Source organism: Sporosarcina sp. PTS2304 (assembly GCF_003351785.1).
GTDB lineage: Bacteria > Bacillota > Bacilli > Bacillales_A > Planococcaceae > Sporosarcina.
On record NZ_CP031230.1, the window covers coordinates 106,488 to 124,777 of the forward strand.

15 protein-coding genes are annotated in these 18,290 nt (G+C 40.2%); 11 read left to right on the top strand and 4 right to left on the bottom strand.

Annotated elements, in window-relative coordinates:
- Window positions 1-21 precede the first annotated feature (21 nt).
- The gene (locus DV702_RS00430) at window positions 22-1,212 is read right to left on the bottom strand and encodes a cation:proton antiporter (RefSeq protein WP_114922930.1); all 1,191 of its coding nucleotides are present in this window, start codon (window positions 1,210-1,212) and stop codon (window positions 22-24) included.
- Window positions 1,213-1,583: 371 nt separating this feature from the next.
- On the opposite strand from DV702_RS00430, the gene DV702_RS00435 reads away from it, so the two are divergent.
- From DV702_RS00435 to DV702_RS00455, 5 genes are read left to right on the top strand one after another with little or no spacing between them, the layout of a single operon-like run.
- Window positions 1,584-2,552, top strand: a complete 969-nt coding sequence (locus tag DV702_RS00435) for an ABC transporter substrate-binding protein (RefSeq protein ID WP_114922931.1) — start codon at window positions 1,584-1,586, stop codon at window positions 2,550-2,552.
- A 4-nt stretch (window positions 2,553-2,556) separates the two neighbouring features.
- Window positions 2,557-3,588, top strand: coding sequence for a FecCD family ABC transporter permease (locus DV702_RS00440; protein ID WP_371682741.1), 1,032 nt, complete (start codon window positions 2,557-2,559; stop codon window positions 3,586-3,588).
- On the top strand, window positions 3,575-4,366 hold the full coding sequence (locus tag DV702_RS00445) for an ABC transporter ATP-binding protein (RefSeq protein ID WP_114922933.1): 792 nt from the start codon (window positions 3,575-3,577) through the stop codon (window positions 4,364-4,366). Before DV702_RS00440 ends, DV702_RS00445 begins: the two co-directional genes overlap by 14 nt.
- Window positions 4,356-4,775 (top strand): ankyrin repeat domain-containing protein, encoded by a 420-nt coding sequence (locus DV702_RS00450; protein WP_114922934.1) that lies wholly within the window; start codon window positions 4,356-4,358, stop codon window positions 4,773-4,775. The genes DV702_RS00445 and DV702_RS00450 overlap by 11 nt, the downstream gene beginning before the upstream one ends.
- Window positions 4,775-5,113, top strand: a complete 339-nt coding sequence (locus DV702_RS00455; RefSeq protein ID WP_240315654.1) for an antibiotic biosynthesis monooxygenase — start codon at window positions 4,775-4,777, stop codon at window positions 5,111-5,113. Before DV702_RS00450 ends, DV702_RS00455 begins: the two co-directional genes overlap by 1 nt.
- Before the next feature lie 379 nt (window positions 5,114-5,492).
- Here the strand turns inward: DV702_RS00455 and DV702_RS00460 are convergent, their stop codons facing one another.
- The gene (locus tag DV702_RS00460; protein WP_114922935.1) at window positions 5,493-6,845 is read right to left on the bottom strand and encodes a YjiH family protein; all 1,353 of its coding nucleotides are present in this window, start codon (window positions 6,843-6,845) and stop codon (window positions 5,493-5,495) included.
- A 150-nt stretch (window positions 6,846-6,995) separates the two neighbouring features.
- On the opposite strand from DV702_RS00460, the gene rbsK reads away from it, so the two are divergent.
- A complete protein-coding gene (rbsK, locus tag DV702_RS00465; RefSeq protein ID WP_114922936.1) occupies window positions 6,996-7,865 on the top strand; it encodes a ribokinase in 870 nt (289 codons plus the stop codon).
- A gap of 794 nt (window positions 7,866-8,659) precedes the next feature.
- Window positions 8,660-9,187 (top strand): DinB family protein, encoded by a 528-nt coding sequence (locus DV702_RS00475; protein WP_240315655.1) that lies wholly within the window; start codon window positions 8,660-8,662, stop codon window positions 9,185-9,187.
- A gap of 360 nt (window positions 9,188-9,547) precedes the next feature.
- Here DV702_RS00475 and DV702_RS00480 read toward each other — a convergent pair whose 3' ends face one another.
- Complete coding sequence (locus DV702_RS00480; protein WP_371682717.1) at window positions 9,548-10,915, bottom strand: FAD-binding oxidoreductase; 1,368 nt, start codon at window positions 10,913-10,915, stop codon at window positions 9,548-9,550.
- Window positions 10,916-11,170: 255 nt separating this feature from the next.
- Between DV702_RS00480 and DV702_RS00485 the strand changes: the two genes are divergently transcribed.
- A complete protein-coding gene (locus DV702_RS00485) occupies window positions 11,171-12,199 on the top strand; it encodes a TRAP transporter substrate-binding protein (RefSeq protein WP_114922939.1) in 1,029 nt (342 codons plus the stop codon).
- A 75-nt stretch (window positions 12,200-12,274) separates the two neighbouring features.
- Window positions 12,275-13,894 carry a M20/M25/M40 family metallo-hydrolase gene (locus tag DV702_RS00490; RefSeq protein WP_114922940.1) on the top strand — a complete coding sequence of 540 codons (1,620 nt, stop codon included), beginning with the start codon at window positions 12,275-12,277 and terminating at the stop codon, window positions 13,892-13,894.
- Between the two features lie 51 nt (window positions 13,895-13,945).
- Here DV702_RS00490 and DV702_RS17270 read toward each other — a convergent pair whose 3' ends face one another.
- On the bottom strand, window positions 13,946-14,857 hold the full coding sequence (locus tag DV702_RS17270; RefSeq protein WP_114922941.1) for a methyl-accepting chemotaxis protein: 912 nt from the start codon (window positions 14,855-14,857) through the stop codon (window positions 13,946-13,948).
- A gap of 227 nt (window positions 14,858-15,084) precedes the next feature.
- Here DV702_RS17270 and DV702_RS00500 point away from each other — a divergent pair, with 227 nt between their 5' ends.
- The gene (locus DV702_RS00500; protein ID WP_114922942.1) at window positions 15,085-16,959 is read left to right on the top strand and encodes an ABC-F family ATP-binding cassette domain-containing protein; all 1,875 of its coding nucleotides are present in this window, start codon (window positions 15,085-15,087) and stop codon (window positions 16,957-16,959) included.
- 19 nt (window positions 16,960-16,978) lie between these two features.
- Entirely contained in the window at window positions 16,979-18,100 is a 1,122-nt protein-coding gene (locus DV702_RS00505) for a virulence factor (protein ID WP_114922943.1), read from the top strand.
- Window positions 18,101-18,290: the final 190 nt, after the last annotated feature.

An 18,290-nucleotide genomic window follows, 5' to 3' on the forward strand; every position in this document is an offset into this window, starting at 1 on the left:
ATCATTACAAAACACTCGAATTTATCTTTTTTCGAGTGCTTTTGACAATGGAAAAATCCCGACACTTTGCAATAGTAACGATAAAAACACAACCGCAAATCCCAATGATACTAAAACGTCTGCTGACGAATCAGTAGCATCTGCTAAACTTAATAATAAAAAAATCGACATCGTTCCACGAATACCTGCCCACGACAAAAGCGAGGCCTCTTTAACGTTCACATGTTTACGATAACCAGAGAACATTTTCAACGTACCCATGATTACAATAAATCTTGTTAGCAAAGAGAAGATGAAAATTCCGCTTGCTAATAACCAATAGTTAAATGATAGTAAATAATCTGCTGAGATAATTCCAATTACTAAAAATAAAATAGAGAGTAAGGCAGGCTCAGCCACTTCCCAAAAACCGTTTAATGAATTACGGTAGTCTTTTTCATGAGGTGTACGTTCTAATTCAGCCGACAGCATAATACCAGCAGCTACCGTAGCTAATACACCAGAAAATCCGAAACCCTCTGCCAAATGAAATACACTATAAGCAATGATGATACTCAGCAACACTTGATGCTCTCGGTGTGTTGAAACATGTATTGCTTTACTAACCAGCCATCCCGCAGCCAAGCCGGTAACAATACCCCCGATAGAAACAAACAAAAACTTCCCGACAAATGACCAAAACTCAAAATTTTCTTGCTGTGTAAACATAGTCAATAGCACAGTGAACAAAACGACGCTCGTACCATCATTAATCATAGATTCTCCGTCTACTATTTCTGAAACAGCAGGGTCTTTCAATGATTTTTTCAAAATCGACACGACAGACACGGGATCAGTAGGCGTTAAAATAGAAGCCACCAACAATGCGCCGGCCAACGAAATGCTAATTACTGTACCTAACGCATACGTCACGATGCCTAATAAAATTGCTGTAAGGAGCAATCCTACCGTACTAAGAACGCCTATTACTGCGGCGTGCTTCTTTAAGGATTTGGCGGAGTAGTGATAGGCGGAAGTAAATAATAGTCCGGGTAAAAAGACGGTATAGATTAGTTCTTTTGAGACAGTGATAGTGCTGAAATAGGGGATAAATGAAAGTCCGAATCCGATAGTGACTAAAAAAACGGGTAAGGGAAAGTTCTTTTGTTTTTTGTCGATAGTCATCGCGATGTAGCCGATGGTTAATAAGATTAGTACTTGTACGATATCCATATCAACCCACCTTTCCCTGCATTTATTTCTTAATATAGTTTCTATTCCCTTCGTGGTGCTTGTGAAAACGGGTTGTTTAGCAGGTTGAAGTTTTTGTAGCTTTGAGAAGAGCGCGACTAGCTGGTATTGTTACTGACTTTAGAAAGTGGCTACAGTAAGCAGAAACCCCACTAATTCCAAAATCTAAAATTAAGACGATTTACGATCCAACAAAAACTAGTCTTCCAAGCTGAACAAACTAATAAACTCTTAACTTTATGAATAGTACATAATAATCATAATCAGAAATATAGTTGACAACGATTCTCATTATCAACTATGATTAACCTCAATGAGAAACATTCTCATTATATCTGAGGAGGAATGAAGAAATGAAGAAGCTAGCAAGCGTGTTAAGTATACTCATGTTACTATTCGTACTCAGTGCTTGTGGCACGAAAGACGAAAAAGCTACAGAAAATGTAGTAGCAGCAACAGCTGAACAACCTGAAGAAACAAGCCACAAAACAATTGAAGTAACAGACATGACAGGCCAAACCTTGACATTCGAAAAAGCTCCAGAAACCGTTGCTACATTAAGCTCGGGTGACTTAGACATGTTACTGGCGCTTGATATAGAAATAGCCGGTCGTCCAACTGTACAAGGATCGCCAGTAAAAGAACTGGAAGGAATTACAGAGGTCGGCAATCCACATCAACCGAACTTCGAAAAAATTGCAGAAGTCAATCCTGATGTAATCATAGCAGCTCCAAGTTTTAAACAACATGAAGCAAATATGGAGCGTCAAGGAACAAAAGTTATTTATACAGCAGCGAACTCCGTTGAGGATATCAAAAATACCATTGGACTATTCGGAAAGCTATTTGCTAAAGAACAACAAGCAAAAACCATTCAAGACACGATCACAAATGAAATTGAGAAAAGCATATCAGAAAAAGCGGATGCTGTGAAAACTTTATTAGTTTACGGTGCGCCAGGTACATATATGGTTGCGTTACCAAATTCATTGTCAGGGAATTTACTAGAATTAGCTGGTGGAGAAAACATCGCAAGTGATTTTCCGAATGAAGAGAAATATCCTCAATACGCAAGTTTAAGTGTCGAGAAAATTATCGAACGTAACCCAGAAATGGTCATGCTAATTACGCACGGCGAACCAGAAGCAGTCAAAGCAGCATTCGAAGGTGAAATGCTGAAAAATCCAGCATGGAAAAACTTGGACGCTGTGAAATCTGGAAATGTAATCGTCCTGCCTTCACATTTATTTGGCACAAACCCAGGTACAAAAGTAGTCGATGCGCTAGAAGTGATGAAAGAAAGCTTAGGACAGGTTAAATAAGATGATCGCTGTAGGAGAACAGACAAAGAAAGAACGACATCCTCTCGCTAAAAAGCGTGTAATTGTACTTGTGACAAGCGGTAGTTTAGTAATCTTAGCAGCGCTCGCTAGTTTGATGATCGGTCCGGTGTCCTTCTCCATGCAAGAAATTTGGAATGGAATCTTCGTTGCGAATGACACGATGGAACGTCGAATTATTTGGGAGCTTCGCTTTCCACGTGTTTTAGTAGGAATGATAGTCGGAATTAGTTTGGCGGTGTCGGGCGCTATATTACAAGGAATTATGCGCAATCCTTTGGCTGATCCAGGAATTATTGGCGTGTCTTCGGGTGCAGGGCTTTCTGCAACAATCATTATGATAATTTTTCCGGCGTATATTATGTTTTTGCCACTTGCAGCATTTTTAGGTGCTTTGATAACTGCGCTCGTAGTGTATGCATTGTCATGGAGGGGAGGCGCATCCCCGCTACGCATTATTCTTGTAGGAGTGGCCATTAACGCAGTAATTGGAGCGGTTATGAGTGCGTTAATGTTGTTGTATAGTGACCGCGTACAAGCAGTTTTGCCATGGTTAGCAGGTGGCATTGCAGGTGTGGGATGGGTGCAATTTGAGATGATCATTTATTATGCACTTGCAGCATTCGTATTGGCGATCTTTGCTGTTAAGCATATTCGAATTTTGAGACTGGGCGATGAAGTGGCAAAGTTGCTTGGACATAACGTAGAACGTAGTCGCTTTTTCTTAATCGTACTAAGTACACTTCTCGCTGGAATGGCAGTAAGTGTATCGGGTTTAATCGGTTTCGTTGGATTAGTTGTACCACATATCATGCGTTCAATTGTAGGCGGTGATTATCGCTACTTGCTACCTGCTTCCGCATTAGGGGGAGGTTTGCTAGTTATCGTAGCGGATACTGTGGCACGAACAGCATTTAATCCGATCGAGCTACCGGTAGGAATTTTACTAGCCTTTTTAGGAGGACCGTTCTTCTTGTATTTAATTCAAAAACGGAGGGATTCATTTGCTGATAACTGAAGAATTATCGTACCGCCACTCGGATACGTTTGAATTATCTAAAATTGACCTTCATATTAAGCAAGGGCAAATTGTCAGCTTGCTAGGTCCTAACGGTTCAGGAAAATCTACCTTTTTACGCTTGATTTCGCGGCTGATTTCACCTGGAAGTGGGGAAGTGCTATTAAACGGTGATCGTCTAAAGCGTATGAAATCACAAGAAGTTGCGAAAAACCTGGCAATGTTACCACAAATGCAAGATCATCAATTAGACGTCACAGTAGGAGAACTCGTTGAATTTGGAAGACATCCACATCGGACAGGTTATGGAAAACTGAGTGACGAAGATCAAGAAATTATTGATTGGGCAATCGGAGTCACAAAGTTAGGAGCCTATAAAAATCGCATTTTGCAATCGTTGTCAGGAGGAGAACGCCAACGTGCATGGATTGCAATGGCTATTGCACAACGACCGAAAATTTTATTATTAGATGAACCTACTACCTATTTGGATATTTCGCACCAGCTGGAAGTAATGGAGCTTGTGACAGAGTTGAATGAGAAACATGGAATGACTGTCGTGATGGTTTTGCATGATATTAACCAAGCAGCGAGCTACAGCGACCGTTTGATTGTATTGAAAGATGGCAGTGTACGTTTTGATGGCATCCCGCAATGCGTACTTTGTAAAGATATGTTCCATTCAATCTTTGAAATCGATGCTGAAATATTTATGAATAACGGTAAATGCTTTTTTACACCGAGTAAATTACGAAAGGGAGAATGTTATGAGAACTGAAGGAGAGAAGAAGCAACCTATTGAATTAGACTTGGTTCGTCAATACGTAATCGCTGCCCATGGTAACTTTGAAGAAGTGCAAAAATTAGTCGAACAAAAACCGGATTTAGTTCACGCTGTGATGAATTGGGGCGGAGATGATTGGGAAAGTGGTCTTGGTGCAGCAGCGCATACTGGAAATCGAGCTATCGCTGAGTATTTATTAGAAAAAGGGGCGCGTATGGATATTTTTTCGGCAGCTATGTTAGGAGAGTTGGAAATTGTTCAATCTATGTTGAAGTGGTATCCGTCTTGGTATGAGCTCAAAGGTCCTCACGGTATTCCATTAATGCGCCACGCTCTAGCTGGCGGAGAACCGTCACAACGAGTAGTGGAATATTTACAATCGATGAAAGTGGAGGTAGTATAATGCAGAAAATGACAGCAATTAATACGATTTTTGTAGAAAAAGGCAAGGGAGAACAAATTACTTCACGTTTTGCAAAAGCGAAAGCGGTGCACACGTTTGAAGGGTTTATTCGAATGGAAGTCCTTTTGAGTGAAGAACACGAAGAACGGGATGAAGTGAAAGTTTGTACGACTTGGGAAGATCGTAAATTTTTTGATGACTGGCTACATAGCCGGGAAAACGTGAGCGCCCACAATAGTAAAGCATCTTCAGAACCTAGTCCGATACTAGGCAATGAAGTCACAACATTCGCTGTAAAAGTACAACATCTACCTGCGGAAACAGTAGATTTAAAGTAATAGCATATGTCGGCAGATCTACAGCACACGGATCTGTCGCATATTTTCCGAACGTGATCGATGCAGTCACTCCCCTGCATCGATGGCTTTCGGAATACCGTTAGCGCAACTGTATATCGCGTAAGCAACTTGAGAGTGTACTGTACAAATTTATACGAAATGTTGTATAAAGAAGCCCACCATTACTTTTTTTACACAATATTTCAATCGCAACCCTCCCTTACTTGCGGACATTCTACTAATTACATACAGGACTCTTTCAAGTTGCTTCATTTGGCTGCTTTTCTAATAAGAAAAGCAGTTTTTTCATTTCTTCTAAAGAAAAAGGCTATCACATCAAGTCGGACGTTACGGACTTTGTGGACAGCCTCTTTATGATTTAGAATAATAGATGTGCAATTCCTGCAATGATCGGCAATGCAATAATTGTCCGCAACAAGAAAATAAGTAACAAATCAAAAATATTTAATGGGATTTTAGTGCCTAAAATCAAACCACCTACTTCGGACATGTAGATCAGTTGTACAACTGAAACTGCCGCAATTGTAAACAATGTAACAGGTGATGTGATCATACCTTCTGCTAAAATGACCGGTAAGAACATATCTGCAAAACCGACAACCATTGTTTGCGCCGCATCAGCAGCCTCAGGAATTTGTAGGCCATTTAAAATATATTCAAATGGTTTTCCGAGTACCCTGAAAATATTCGTGTACTCAGCTAATACTAATGCGACAGTACCGAACGCCATAACAACTGGCGTGACACCCACCCACATATCTAAAACGTTTTGCATTCCCGCACGAATAGTTTTCACAATGGAACGCTGCTTTGAAGCAGTCTCTAAAGCTTTTTCAATACCTAATGAAACGACATTCGTATTGGGGGGGAGCTTTTCATCTTCTTCGGAATAAGCTCGATCATCAATATACGTATTCTTAATTGAACGTAATGGATAAATACGAGGCATAATTAAAGCTAAAATTAATCCGGTAAGAATAACAGTACCGTAGAAAGGAAGAAAATAGTTAGCCATTCCTACTTTGTCAATAATGACTAGTGAAAATGTAATCGATACAACTGAAAATGTTGTAGAAATAATAGCAGCTTCACGTTGCGTATAGTACCCATCTTCATATTGCTTACTCGTTAATAACACACCGATTGTACCGTCGCCAATCCATGAAGCGAATGCATCAATAGAAGAACGTCCTGGTAATTTGAATAATGGACGCATAATCTTTACCATGAGCGTACCAAAAAACTCAAGTAAACCGAAGTTCAATAGTAACGGGAGTAAAAAACCGGCAAAGAAGAAAATACTGAACAAAAACGATACAAGTCCGTCACTAGCCAATAGCAAGCCACCTGTATTTTCATTCCAGATTGCTTCTGGACCAATTTTGTAAACGACCATAATGGCAAAGATCGCTCCGATAATACGTGTAATTACCCAAAATGGTGTAACCTTAAATAAGTTCATAAAAAATGAAGGATGGTTCGGATCCTTTTTTATGAAAAGAAAAAGTATAGAGCCAACAGCAGAAATGATAATTAAATACATCATTACTTGAGGAATGATTGATTCTAATGAGCTCGCTAGTATATCAGCGAGTTTTGCGATAGGTACTTTCCAACCTGCTTCAAAAGGTAATGGAATCATAAATAATATAATACCGAGTATTGAAGGAATTAAAAATATGAACCATGTGCTAGCTGTATATTTCTTCAAGGTGCATCTCTCCTTGTGTTCAGTATGTAGTTTTGTATATTTATACATTATACGGTGTGTGTGGCAGTTGTAAATACTTTAACACAAAATACAACTTTTCAGTTAGTGTGAGATATATCGTGTAAGAAATTAAAGAAATGAGGAATGTACATGATTACGGTCGTTGGAAGTGCTAATGTCGATATAGTCGCAGAGGCGGACGTGTTTCCGAACCAAGGAGAAACCGTCAGAGGCAGCAGTTTTCAAACAACACCAGGAGGGAAAGGGGCTAATCAAGCAGTCGCATGTGCCCGTTTAGGAGAAGAAGTGCAACTGATCGGTACAGTCGGTTCGGATCTGTTTAGTGAAACGATAATAAAAAATTTAAAAGAGCAGCTAGTTGATACTACATATGTAGAACAAGTGAGCGGACCTTCCGGAGTAGCTGTAATTTTATTGACCGCTGGTGATAATCGGATTATTTCTATACCAGGCGCAAATCATTCACTGACAGTTGAACGTATAAATGCGGCAAGAGACGTATTTCGAAACAGCACGATTGTTATGCTTCAGTTAGAAATTCCAACTGAAGTCGTGTGGTGCGTCTTGCATATATGCAAAGAATTTCAAGTGCCTGTCATAATGGATCCTGCTCCAGCAACTAGTTTTTGTCACGACTTTTTACCTTATATACGTTATGTAACGCCAAATGAAACAGAGTGTCAGCAAATTTTTGGAACATCAATGGAAGAAGCGATCAAACAATATCCAAATAAATTGCTCGTAACACTTGGTAAAGAAGGTGTGCGCTATCACGATGGCAAACAACAAATTCACATTCCCGCAGTGGAAGCGCATGTTGTAGATACGACAGGTGCTGGTGATACATTCAACGGGGCACTCGCAGCTCAGTTACATCGTCAAAAGAGCTTATTTCAAGCATTGCAATTCGCTACAGTAGCAGCGGCGTTGTCAGTGGAGAAGTTTGGTGCTCAAGGAGGAATGCCGACAAATAAAGAAGTACAAGCGAAACTGACTTGAAGAGTCTTGCGGCTTGCGCTTCCAGACGATACGCTTTCCGGAGGGCGCGCGGTGGACCGTCAAGCGCTGCGAGTTACACCTGTTGCCCTGACCCTACCATAGTCGATCGTCTTCCAGCGCCAGCCGTACTTAGTGTAGGCAAGACAGTTTGATCACTCGCTATAGATAGTTACACCCAAGTAGACTTGCATGATACTATGTGATCGTTTTGGAAAGTTGAAAAAGGCGCTGTACGTAAGAAGTCACTTACCCCACTCCAACTTCTGGATGAACACTAACTGACTTACGGACACAAACTCAAGGATTCTCCCGGAAGAACCGGCGACTCTGGGAGGATCAGCGAGAGCCGTAGCGAAGGACGGCTTTTGCGAGTGAAGCGCAGCGAGAAGGAGCACATCTTTGCACTTGACAGGCGTAATCGCCAACGCACTTATGGCGAGTCCGCCGCGCGCCCTCCAGAAAGCGTCCGGTTCTGTAGGGAGAATCCTAACACGTCCACTATTTTTCTGCACAGTACAGGAGAAATCACTTACCTTACCATCATTTCTAGGAGAACACTTACTCCACAATTACTCATTAAGAACACTTTATTTCTAAAAACTTTTCTTTTTTGGAGAATAATACATATAATCGGTAAAACACCACTATAAAGTTGTAGCTTGGTAAATTTTCTGTACTTGGCAAATATCATTACACCATCTGAAAAATTAAATCTAATCAACTCCCTTTAAATCTCCGAAAAAAAGGAGTATGCTATTCCAATAGTAATGAATTTGTTGAAGAAATGGAGGAGGATGTTGGTGGTTTTTGGAGAAAACATCAAAGTCCGTAAACGTATCCTGCAGTTAATCGAAGGATTGACAGATGAGGAGTTTAACGGAACACCATCATACGGCGGCTGGTCACCGAAACAAATTGTTGAGCATTTAGCATTAATGGAATGTCGAGTGGCTACAAACATCGCTAAGGAGTTAAAAAATCCTGACAGTCTCCGCGTATTTAAAAAACCGATAAGCGTTTGTTCTAGCCCGCTTCTCAAAGTCTATTTATTAGAATGTACTGAACCTACGGATAACCATCTTTCCATCTCGGATATTAAAGAGAAGTTGCATGATTCCAGAAACTTTTTGCTCGATATTTATGAATCAGCTACTGAAGCAGAATTGCGCGGAAAATCTATTAAACATCCAGTGTTTGGAAATGTGCCGCTCATACAATGGTTCCGTTTTGTAGGATTTCATGAAAAAAGACATTTACGCCAATTGAAGCGAGCAGTGGAACAAGTGAAAATGAATTCAGCTACGCTTTCTCATATAAAGTAACAGGCTTGGAAAGTATATGCAGTGTCAAGCCTGTTAATTAACTATATTATGTATAATGCTCTCATTCATTTAGTTGAAAATGATTTTGACTATGGCAGTTGGATGGAGTAAGGCTGACTTAAAGTGTCTTGCGGCTTGCGCTTCCAGACGATACGCTTTCCGGAGGGGACGCGTCCGGTTCTGTAGGTAGAATCCTAAAACGTACTCCACCTCTACAACGACTCGTCAAAAGCACCTCATTTCCAAAAGTCAATTCCTTTCTTTGGATAATCAGCAGGCTTGATACAGTGTAAAAGAATAGCAATAAAACACGAAAAACGCATGTGGGAAAGATTCTCCATGCGTTTTTCGTATTGAAGTCTAGTTCTTACTAAAGAAGATCTTTCCTGGATTCATGATGTTTTTTGGATCTATTAATGTTTTCATTTGCTGCATTAATTGCCACGCGGCGCCATGCTCCAGTTCTTGGAATTTACGCTTTCCAAGACCAACTCCGTGCTCGCCTGTACACGTTCCGCCTAACTCAATCGCGCGATAAGCGAGTTTTTCATTAATGCCTTCCGCTTGTTGTTGCTGTTCTATACTATGGGCGTCAAATGAAATCATCGTATGGAAGTTCCCATCACCGATATGCCCCAATATACCACCGAGCAATCCGCTTTCTTCTATTAACACTCTAGCATACTCTACTAAATCCGGCAGCTGGGAGATCGGTACACATACATCAGCTCCAGCTATGGCGACTCCTTTTTTATGACGGTAAGCATATGCCATTTCATGCCGTGCCTTCCATAGCTCATTACTTTGTGCAGGTGTGTGTGCTTCTTCCCAGTGGTCGCAACCTAATTCGTTCATTAACTCTTTCGTTAAGTTGACATCGGCGCGGACTCCTTCTTCATTTCCACTGAATTCTAAAAATAGGGAGTGTGCTTCGGGAAGATGATAGTCGCCATATGCATTGATCGTTTGAATGCTTACTTGATCGACTAATTCCATACGTAAAACAGGTATACCACTCATGAGTACAGCTTGTGCTGCTTGTGCGCAACTTTCTACAGAATCAAACGTACATCTTGCAGATTGCGTATATTCAGGAATGCCGTGTAAGCGTAGCGTAATTGCAGTAATTATTCCAAGAGTTCCTTCCGAGCCTGTAAATAAGCCCGATAAATGATAGCCGGAGGAAGACTTTTTCGCTTTGGTCCCTGTATGAATCACCGTTCCATTAGGTAATACAACTTCCAAATCGAGTACTTGATCCCGCATTGAACCATATTTAACAGCAGTCGTTCCGCTTGCATTTGTAGAAACCATCCCACCAATCGATGCATCTGCTCCTGGATCGATAGGAAATAGTAAGCCTGAACGGTTGATTTTATCATTAAGAGTAAGACGAGTAATCCCAGGTTGCACAGTAATAGTAAGATCTTCAGGAGAAAACTCAATAATAGCCGACATTCGTTCGAAGTTTACAGAAATGCCATGACGTAAAGGAATGACTTGTCCTTCCAAGCCTGATCCTGTGCCGAAAGGGGTTACAGGTATAGAATATTCTTCAGCTATGTTTAGAATTGCTACAATATCTTCTGTGCTTTCAGGGAAACAAACGATATCGGGTATAACAGGGGGATGAAACGATTCATCTTTGCTATGACGGAGACGTTCTGTTTCATTCATGCTCATTTGGTCTGCTCGCAATTTTTGTTTAAGTGATTCTATAATTATCACTTTTGCACCAACTTTCAAAGTTTTATAAAGATTCTACTTTACAAACATCATAAAGTAAATTACGATTTCTGTATACAGTATACTTTGCAAAGGAGTGACAATACGTGTAAAGTTTTTATGGAAAGCCTGTTATGTAGTGATAGTAATAAAGAAGAGTAACAAAAGAATGATGATTTGGAAGCGGTTACAACGTATAATTTTCAAAAGGACTGTATGTAAAAATTATTGTAGTTTATGAAGAAAGGGAGAGATGACATGAAGAAGTTTTTACCCCTCGTGTTTATTTTAATGCTAGTTGTTGCAGCTTGCGGCAGACCGGATCCAGGCAAGAGCAGTTCTACTGAAGGGAAAGGTGAAGGAGAGGAATTCAAAATTCGTATCCCACATTTAGTGTCTGAAGAACAATCGAGTCACATAGCAGCACTGGATTTTAAAGAGAAGATTGAAAAAGACTCAGATGGACGAATTAAAGTAGAGATCTTTCCGAACGGTTCATTATTTGGATCAGACCGTGAAGCGATAGAAGCCGTTCAATTAGGAAATGTAGAAATGACAATCCCAGCAGTAGCGCCACTTGCGTCATTCATTGATAAGTTTATGGTGTTTGATCTGCCGTTTTTATTTGATGATAATGAAGCAGCTTATCGTGCACTTGACGGAGAAGTAGGAGAAGGATTGCTGAAAGAATTAGAAAGTAAAAAGCTAAAAGGATTAGTGTTCGGTGAAAATGGTTTCCGCCACATGTCCAATAATAAAGGTGCCATTACATCACCAGCCGACATAAAAGGATTGAAGTTCCGTACGTTAGAAAATCCACTTCATACAGATACTTTTAAAGCATTCGGTGCCAATGCCTCTCCTTTTGCATTTGGAGAATTATACACAGCATTGCAACAAGGGACGTATGATGCAATGGAAAGTCCGATTTCCCTCTATTATTTGAATAAGTTTTACGAAGTTCAAAGTGATGTGACTTTGACAGCGCATGTGTATGCCGCCACGATTTTATTAATGAATAACGAATTCTTCAATGGATTACCTGAAGACTTGCAAGAAGTCGTGATGAATGCTGCAAAAGAGTTCCGTACAGAGCAAAGAAAGATAGCGCAAAAACAAGATATTGAGTTTATGGAAAACTTACGAGAAGAAGGCATGGAAATTCATGAAATCACACCAGAACAACGTGATTTATTCCGTCAAGCAACTAAGTCGGTGTATGAGAAGTACACACCTATTATTGGGGAAGAATTAGTGGAAAAAGCGCAGGCAGCAAATGAAATGTAAATGGCGGGTAGATGCCTATGAATGATAAGAGATCGTGCCACACTTGTCATGTGAGTAGCTGAAGGAGGAAGAACTATGTATTTATTTGACACACCGGAAAAATTGCGTAGCTTATTATGTGAAATTGTCAGTTGGGATAGTCGTACATTAACTGAAGGAGAACGCTTCTTTTCTTGGAAGTTACAAAATAAACTAGGCGAACTAGCATATTTCGAGAAACATCCTGAACATGTTACGTTACATGACGCAGGATTAGGTAGACAAGTCGTACATGCGTTATATAAACATCCTGAAGCTACAGAAACGATTGTGTTAATCAGTCATTTTGATACTGTGCATACCGACGAATATGGAGCACTTGAACCATTAGCTTTTTATCCTGAAGAGTTAACGAAAAAGTTGCTGGAAGATAAAGATGCATTAACTGAAGTGGCACGTGCAGATTTAGAATCGGGAAATTATTTATTCGGCCGTGGAACAATGGATATGAAAATGGGACTCGCTCTGCATATGCAGTTAATTGAGCGGGCAAGTATCGAAAAATGGCCGATTAATTTACTTCTTTGCACAGTACCTGATGAAGAAGTGAACTCAGCAGGTATGCGTGCGGCAGTTAAAGAGTTGGTTCGTTTACAGGAAGAAGAAGGACATCAATATAAATTGTTTTTGAATGGAGAGCCGTCTTTCTCACAAGGACCGACAGACACGAAAGAATATATATATTCAGGAACAATCGGTAAAATTATGCCTTCCGCTTTATTTTATGGTAAAGAAACACATGTTGGAGAGCCATTAAAAGGCATTACCGCAGATTATATGGCTTCATTTTTGACTCAGGCAATGGAATGGAATCCGTTATTTCAAGAGACGGATCTTGGAGAATCGACCCCACTGCCTGTCACATTATTACAGAAGGACTTAAAGATCCAATATTCGACCCAAACACCTCAGCGGGCAGCTGCTCTGTATAACGTATTCATGTTTAAACGGTCTGCAACCGAAGTGATGGATTTGTTTGAGCAAGTAGCTAACGAAGCGATGACGCGTTGCAACGAAGCCTATCAGGCGGTTTGCTCGCGTGAATCTGTAGAAACAATAGGTACTATTCGCGTATTGCGATTTGAAGAATTACTAGATTATGCGATAAAGAAGTTAGGCAAGGGAGAAGTTGCACGTTTGAAACAGGAAGTGTTGTTGCAGGAAGATTGGGATGATCGTGAACAATCAATTCGCATCGTAGATACATTGATGATCGAGTGTCAGGAACTGGGACCTGCAGTTGTACTATTTTATGCGCCGCCTTATTATCCGGCAGTAAACACTTCAGACGATCCTCTCGTCATAGAATCTATTCAGTTTTTACAGGAGAGAGCGCAAGTATTTGATTTGAAACTAGATCAAGTCCATTACTTCAATGGGATATGTGATTTAAGTTATGTTCACTATAAAGATGAAGGGGATCATTGGAAAGCCTTTGCGAAAAACACCCCAGTCTATGGTGCAACGTATGATATACCGTTTGAAGATATGCGGAAATTGACAGCGCCGGTATTAAACGTAGGTCCATTTGGTAAAGATGCACATCAGAAATCTGAGCGTGTCCATATTGATAGCGCATTTAAGGAAATGCCGGTACTACTAGAACAACTTGTGAAAAAGCTAGCAGGGATGCAACAACTGCCAAAATCGAGATGATAAATACAATGCCCCGGTCTGTAAAGCAGGCGGGGGCATTTTATTGTTAATTTAAATAATATGACTGACTTCTTGTGCTTGGTTTTCCAGTTCATTTGCAGAAATGGCGATCGATTGGAAGCCTGACATGGATTGTTGGATTTCTTGCTGACAATGTACGATGCTCTTTAGTGCCAGTTCTGTGCCGCTTGACATAGTGACTATATCGGCAGTAATCGTTTCAATGCCATTTCGCACATCTACAATAGATTTATCCACATTGCCTGAAAGTTTCCGCACTTCTTTCGCTACTACATCGAAGCCTCTGCCATATTCACCGGCTCGTGCGGCTTCGATTGCTGCATTCAATGCTAGTAAATTTGTTTGGCTGGCAATCGCTCGAATAGTCTTTACAATACTTTGAATATCAGCTGAATGAATTTCTAAATTATGTAATGATTTGCTGTTTTGTTCAGATACTTCAGCTATTTCTTCAATCATTTTTAATAATTCATTGCTGCGATTCATCCCGAGAGTCGCCCGTTCTGCCAAAATTTCAGCCATTTGATGCATTTCCTTTACGACGTCGGCTACTGCATTGTGACGATCCGTAATATCAGTAGCGATTTTAGAAATACTAATAATTTTTTTATGTTGCTGATCATAGACAGGCATATAGGTCGCTTCAAGCCAAATGGCAGAGTGATCTTTCGCTTTTCTTTTGATCTTCCCTTGAAATCCAACACCTCTTTGTAAATCAGACCATAGTTTTTCGTAGGCGGGGCTTGAAAAAAAGTCGGGATAGCATAGTTCCTCATGCTTCATACCAATCATTTCATTAGCATGATAACCGAGAGTGCGTGCGAAGTTTTCGTTTACATAAGCAATTTTTCTGTCCATCGTAAAACGAATGATGGCTAAGTTCGCTTCTAAAGCCTTGACGACGAGTTCATCAGTCACTTGCTCAACAGCTGTTCGTATCATGTATGTAAATCCTCCTTCATTAAAGTGAGTGCGTAATTGAATATACCTACCTTAATTAAAACACAGTGCCTTATGTAATAGAAGAGTAAATAAAAATAAATTAATTTTAATAATATTGATTTGAAAGAACTAAACTTTCTTTTTTCAGTATATGCAACACATTTTCAAGTTAATCCAATTTCGGCTATACTAAAGAAAGTAGGAACTTGAAGATAGGATGTGCCAAGATGAGTCAAGTAGTTATTGAGAAGCTAACCAAAACGGTTGGAGATAAAACATTATTTAAAGACGTACAATTTACTATTACGAGTGGTGAAAAGGTCGGGTTAATCGGCATTAACGGTACAGGGAAGTCTACATTATTATCTATTCTTGCAGGTAAGGAAGACGCAGATGCTATTTCTATGGAGCATCCGAATAAATTCCGCATAGCTTTTTTACCACAAGAGCCTGTAGTCAATCCCGACTCGACTGTAATGGAAACAGTTTTCGAAAGTGATGCACCGATTATTCAACTGAATCTTCAGTACGAGCACGCGTTACAACAGCTGACAGACGATTCTTCTAATGTTTCTTACCAAGAGCGATTCGCACATATACAGAATGAAATGGATGCAACTGGCGGATGGGACTTAAATGCCCAAGCGCGCACTATCCTGATGAAGCTTGGAATTGATATGTTCGACCGCAAGATGGGTGAACTCTCGGGTGGACAGAAGAAGCGTGTAGCATTGGCGAAAGTATTGATTGAGCCAGCTGATCTTTTATTGTTAGATGAACCTACAAACCATCTTGACGTAGAATCCATTCGTTGGCTTCAAGACTTTATACAGAACATTCAAGGAGCTGTATTGTTTATCACCCATGACCGCTACTTTTTAGATCAAGTAGCTACTCATATATATGAACTGGCAGACCAAACACTCTATTCGCATACGGGGAACTATGCCGACTATTTAGAGTCCAAAGCATTGCGTATTGAAATGGCTGCTTCTTCAGAGCAGAAAGATCGTAATCGATATCGCAATGAATTGAAATGGATACGTCGTGGTGCAAAAGCGCGTTCAACTAAACAAAAAGCTAGAATTGGTCGTTTTGAAGATCTCGAAGAAAAAGTGAAGCAGTCTAATGATTCACTAGATTTGGAAATGGATTTGCAAACTTCCCGACTCGGAAAAAAGGTGTTAGAAATTAACAATATTACGAAGAGTTTTGGTGAACAAGTGATAGTGCATCCGTTTTCTGCGATTTTACAGGCAAAAGACCGGATCGCTATTATCGGATCGAATGGAGTGGGGAAAACGACTCTTCTCTCCATGTTAGAAGGGTCTCTTGAACCCGATTCTGGCGAAGTAGATCGCGGTACTACAGTGAAAATCGCTCACTTTCACCAACATACACCACCGATGGATGAAAATCAGCGGATCATCGAATATATACGTGAAACATCGAATGATATAGAAGCTGGTAACGGGGAACGATTATCTGCAACGCAAATGCTGGAACGATTTTTATTTCCTTCTTCAGCACATGGAACGCCTATCGGAAAACTATCTGGCGGAGAACGTAAACGGTTATATTTATTGAAATTGCTAATGGAACAACCGAATGTCTTACTTCTAGACGAGCCGACAAATGATTTGGATTTAGAGACGCTGTCTGTCCTAGAATCATTTATCGATACGTTCGCAGGCGTCGTTGTAACGATTTCACACGATCGTTTTTTCCTAGATCGTACATCCAGAAAACTGTGGATACTCGATGGATCGGGCGATGTCCAAGTTAGACTCGGACTATATTCTGACTTCTTAGAAGAAGTACCTAAAAAAGAACAGAAACCGGAATCTATACAACAGACGCAAGTAAAAGAACAGCCAAAACAAAAAAAGAAAATGACCTATGCAGAAAAAAAACAGTGGGAAACGATTGAATCGGATATTGAAACAATGGAAACAACTATAGCGGAAATGGAAACAGAAATGGCGAATACCGGATCAGACTATGACCGACTTCGCAAACTTGACGAACAACTTGCGTCATTAAACGATCAATATGAAGAACTGATTGAGCGTTGGTCATATTTACAGGAATTGGCCGACTAATCTATTGGAGGAGATTTTCTTGAAAATAAAAACGATTGAACCTACACCGAGTCCAAACTCTATGAAAATCGTTTTAGATACCGCATTACCTGATGGTACGAGTCATAATTATAAAAAAACGGACGAATCTCAAGCACCGGAGCCTATTCGTTCATTGTTGGCGATAAAAGGAATAAAAGGGATTTACCATGTATTAGACTTTATGGCCGTAGAGAGAATCGGAAATGTTCCTTGGGAATCCATTCTGGCTGAAGTGCGTGCTGTTCTAAATGAAGAAATGGATACATTAGCGACGTCTAAAGAGGTTCAACTGGATGAACATTACGGAGAAGTATACGTTCATGTTCAAACATATAAAGACATACCTCTACAAGTAAAGGTATTTACAAGCGATGCAGAAAAACGTTTTGGATTAAGCGAACGTTTCATAAAAGCGATGGAAGTAGTTCACCACTCAGAAGTAGAAAACTATATTTTACTTAGAAAATGGGCAGACTATGGAATTCGTTACGGTGAATTGCAGGAAGTCGGCGAACAAATTGTACAAGAACTTGAAGCAGCCTATCCGGAAACGAGACTTGCGGAGCTTATTGAAAGAGCTGAACAAACAGAAGATCCATCGAAAACTAGAGGGCGAAACATAACACTTGATGATTTTACTGTGCCAGAATGGGAAGTACGTTTCCAATTACTAGATCAGCTGCCCGACCCTGATGTAAATGATTATCCGTTGCTTTCTAAAGCGCTTGAGGATGAGAAAATGTCTATTCGCAGATTGGCAACAGTCTATCTCGGAATGATAGAAGATGAATCAGTCATTCCGTATATCGAAAAAGCACTGACAGATAAAAGTTGGGCTGTACGTCGAACGGCTGCCGACTGTATGAGTGACCTTGGCTACGCAGGGTTTGAAACAGCTGCTATTCGCTTGCTCCAAGATAGAAATAAATTAGTTCGTTGGCGTGCGGCTATGTTTTTGTATGAATCGGGAACAGAGAATGCATTGCCTGCTTTGCATAAAGCCGAAAATGATACAGAATTCGAAGTCAAACTACAAATACGTATGGCAATTGCACGTATCGAAGAAGGTGAAGAAGCAAAAGGGTCTATCTGGCGTCAAATGACGGAAAGAAGCGAATAAAAGTAAAGTGATAATTCACTGCCGGTATACTGTAAAGAATAGGTGGCATAGAAGCTTCAACCTAAAGAAACAGTCATTCAGTCAGCGGCATCCAATGAAAATGTATAATAAAGAATGAGAAAACTTGTCGATATCGGCAAGTTTTTTATTTTTTAAAAAAGTCGAAGCTGTGAACTTAATGAATATTTAA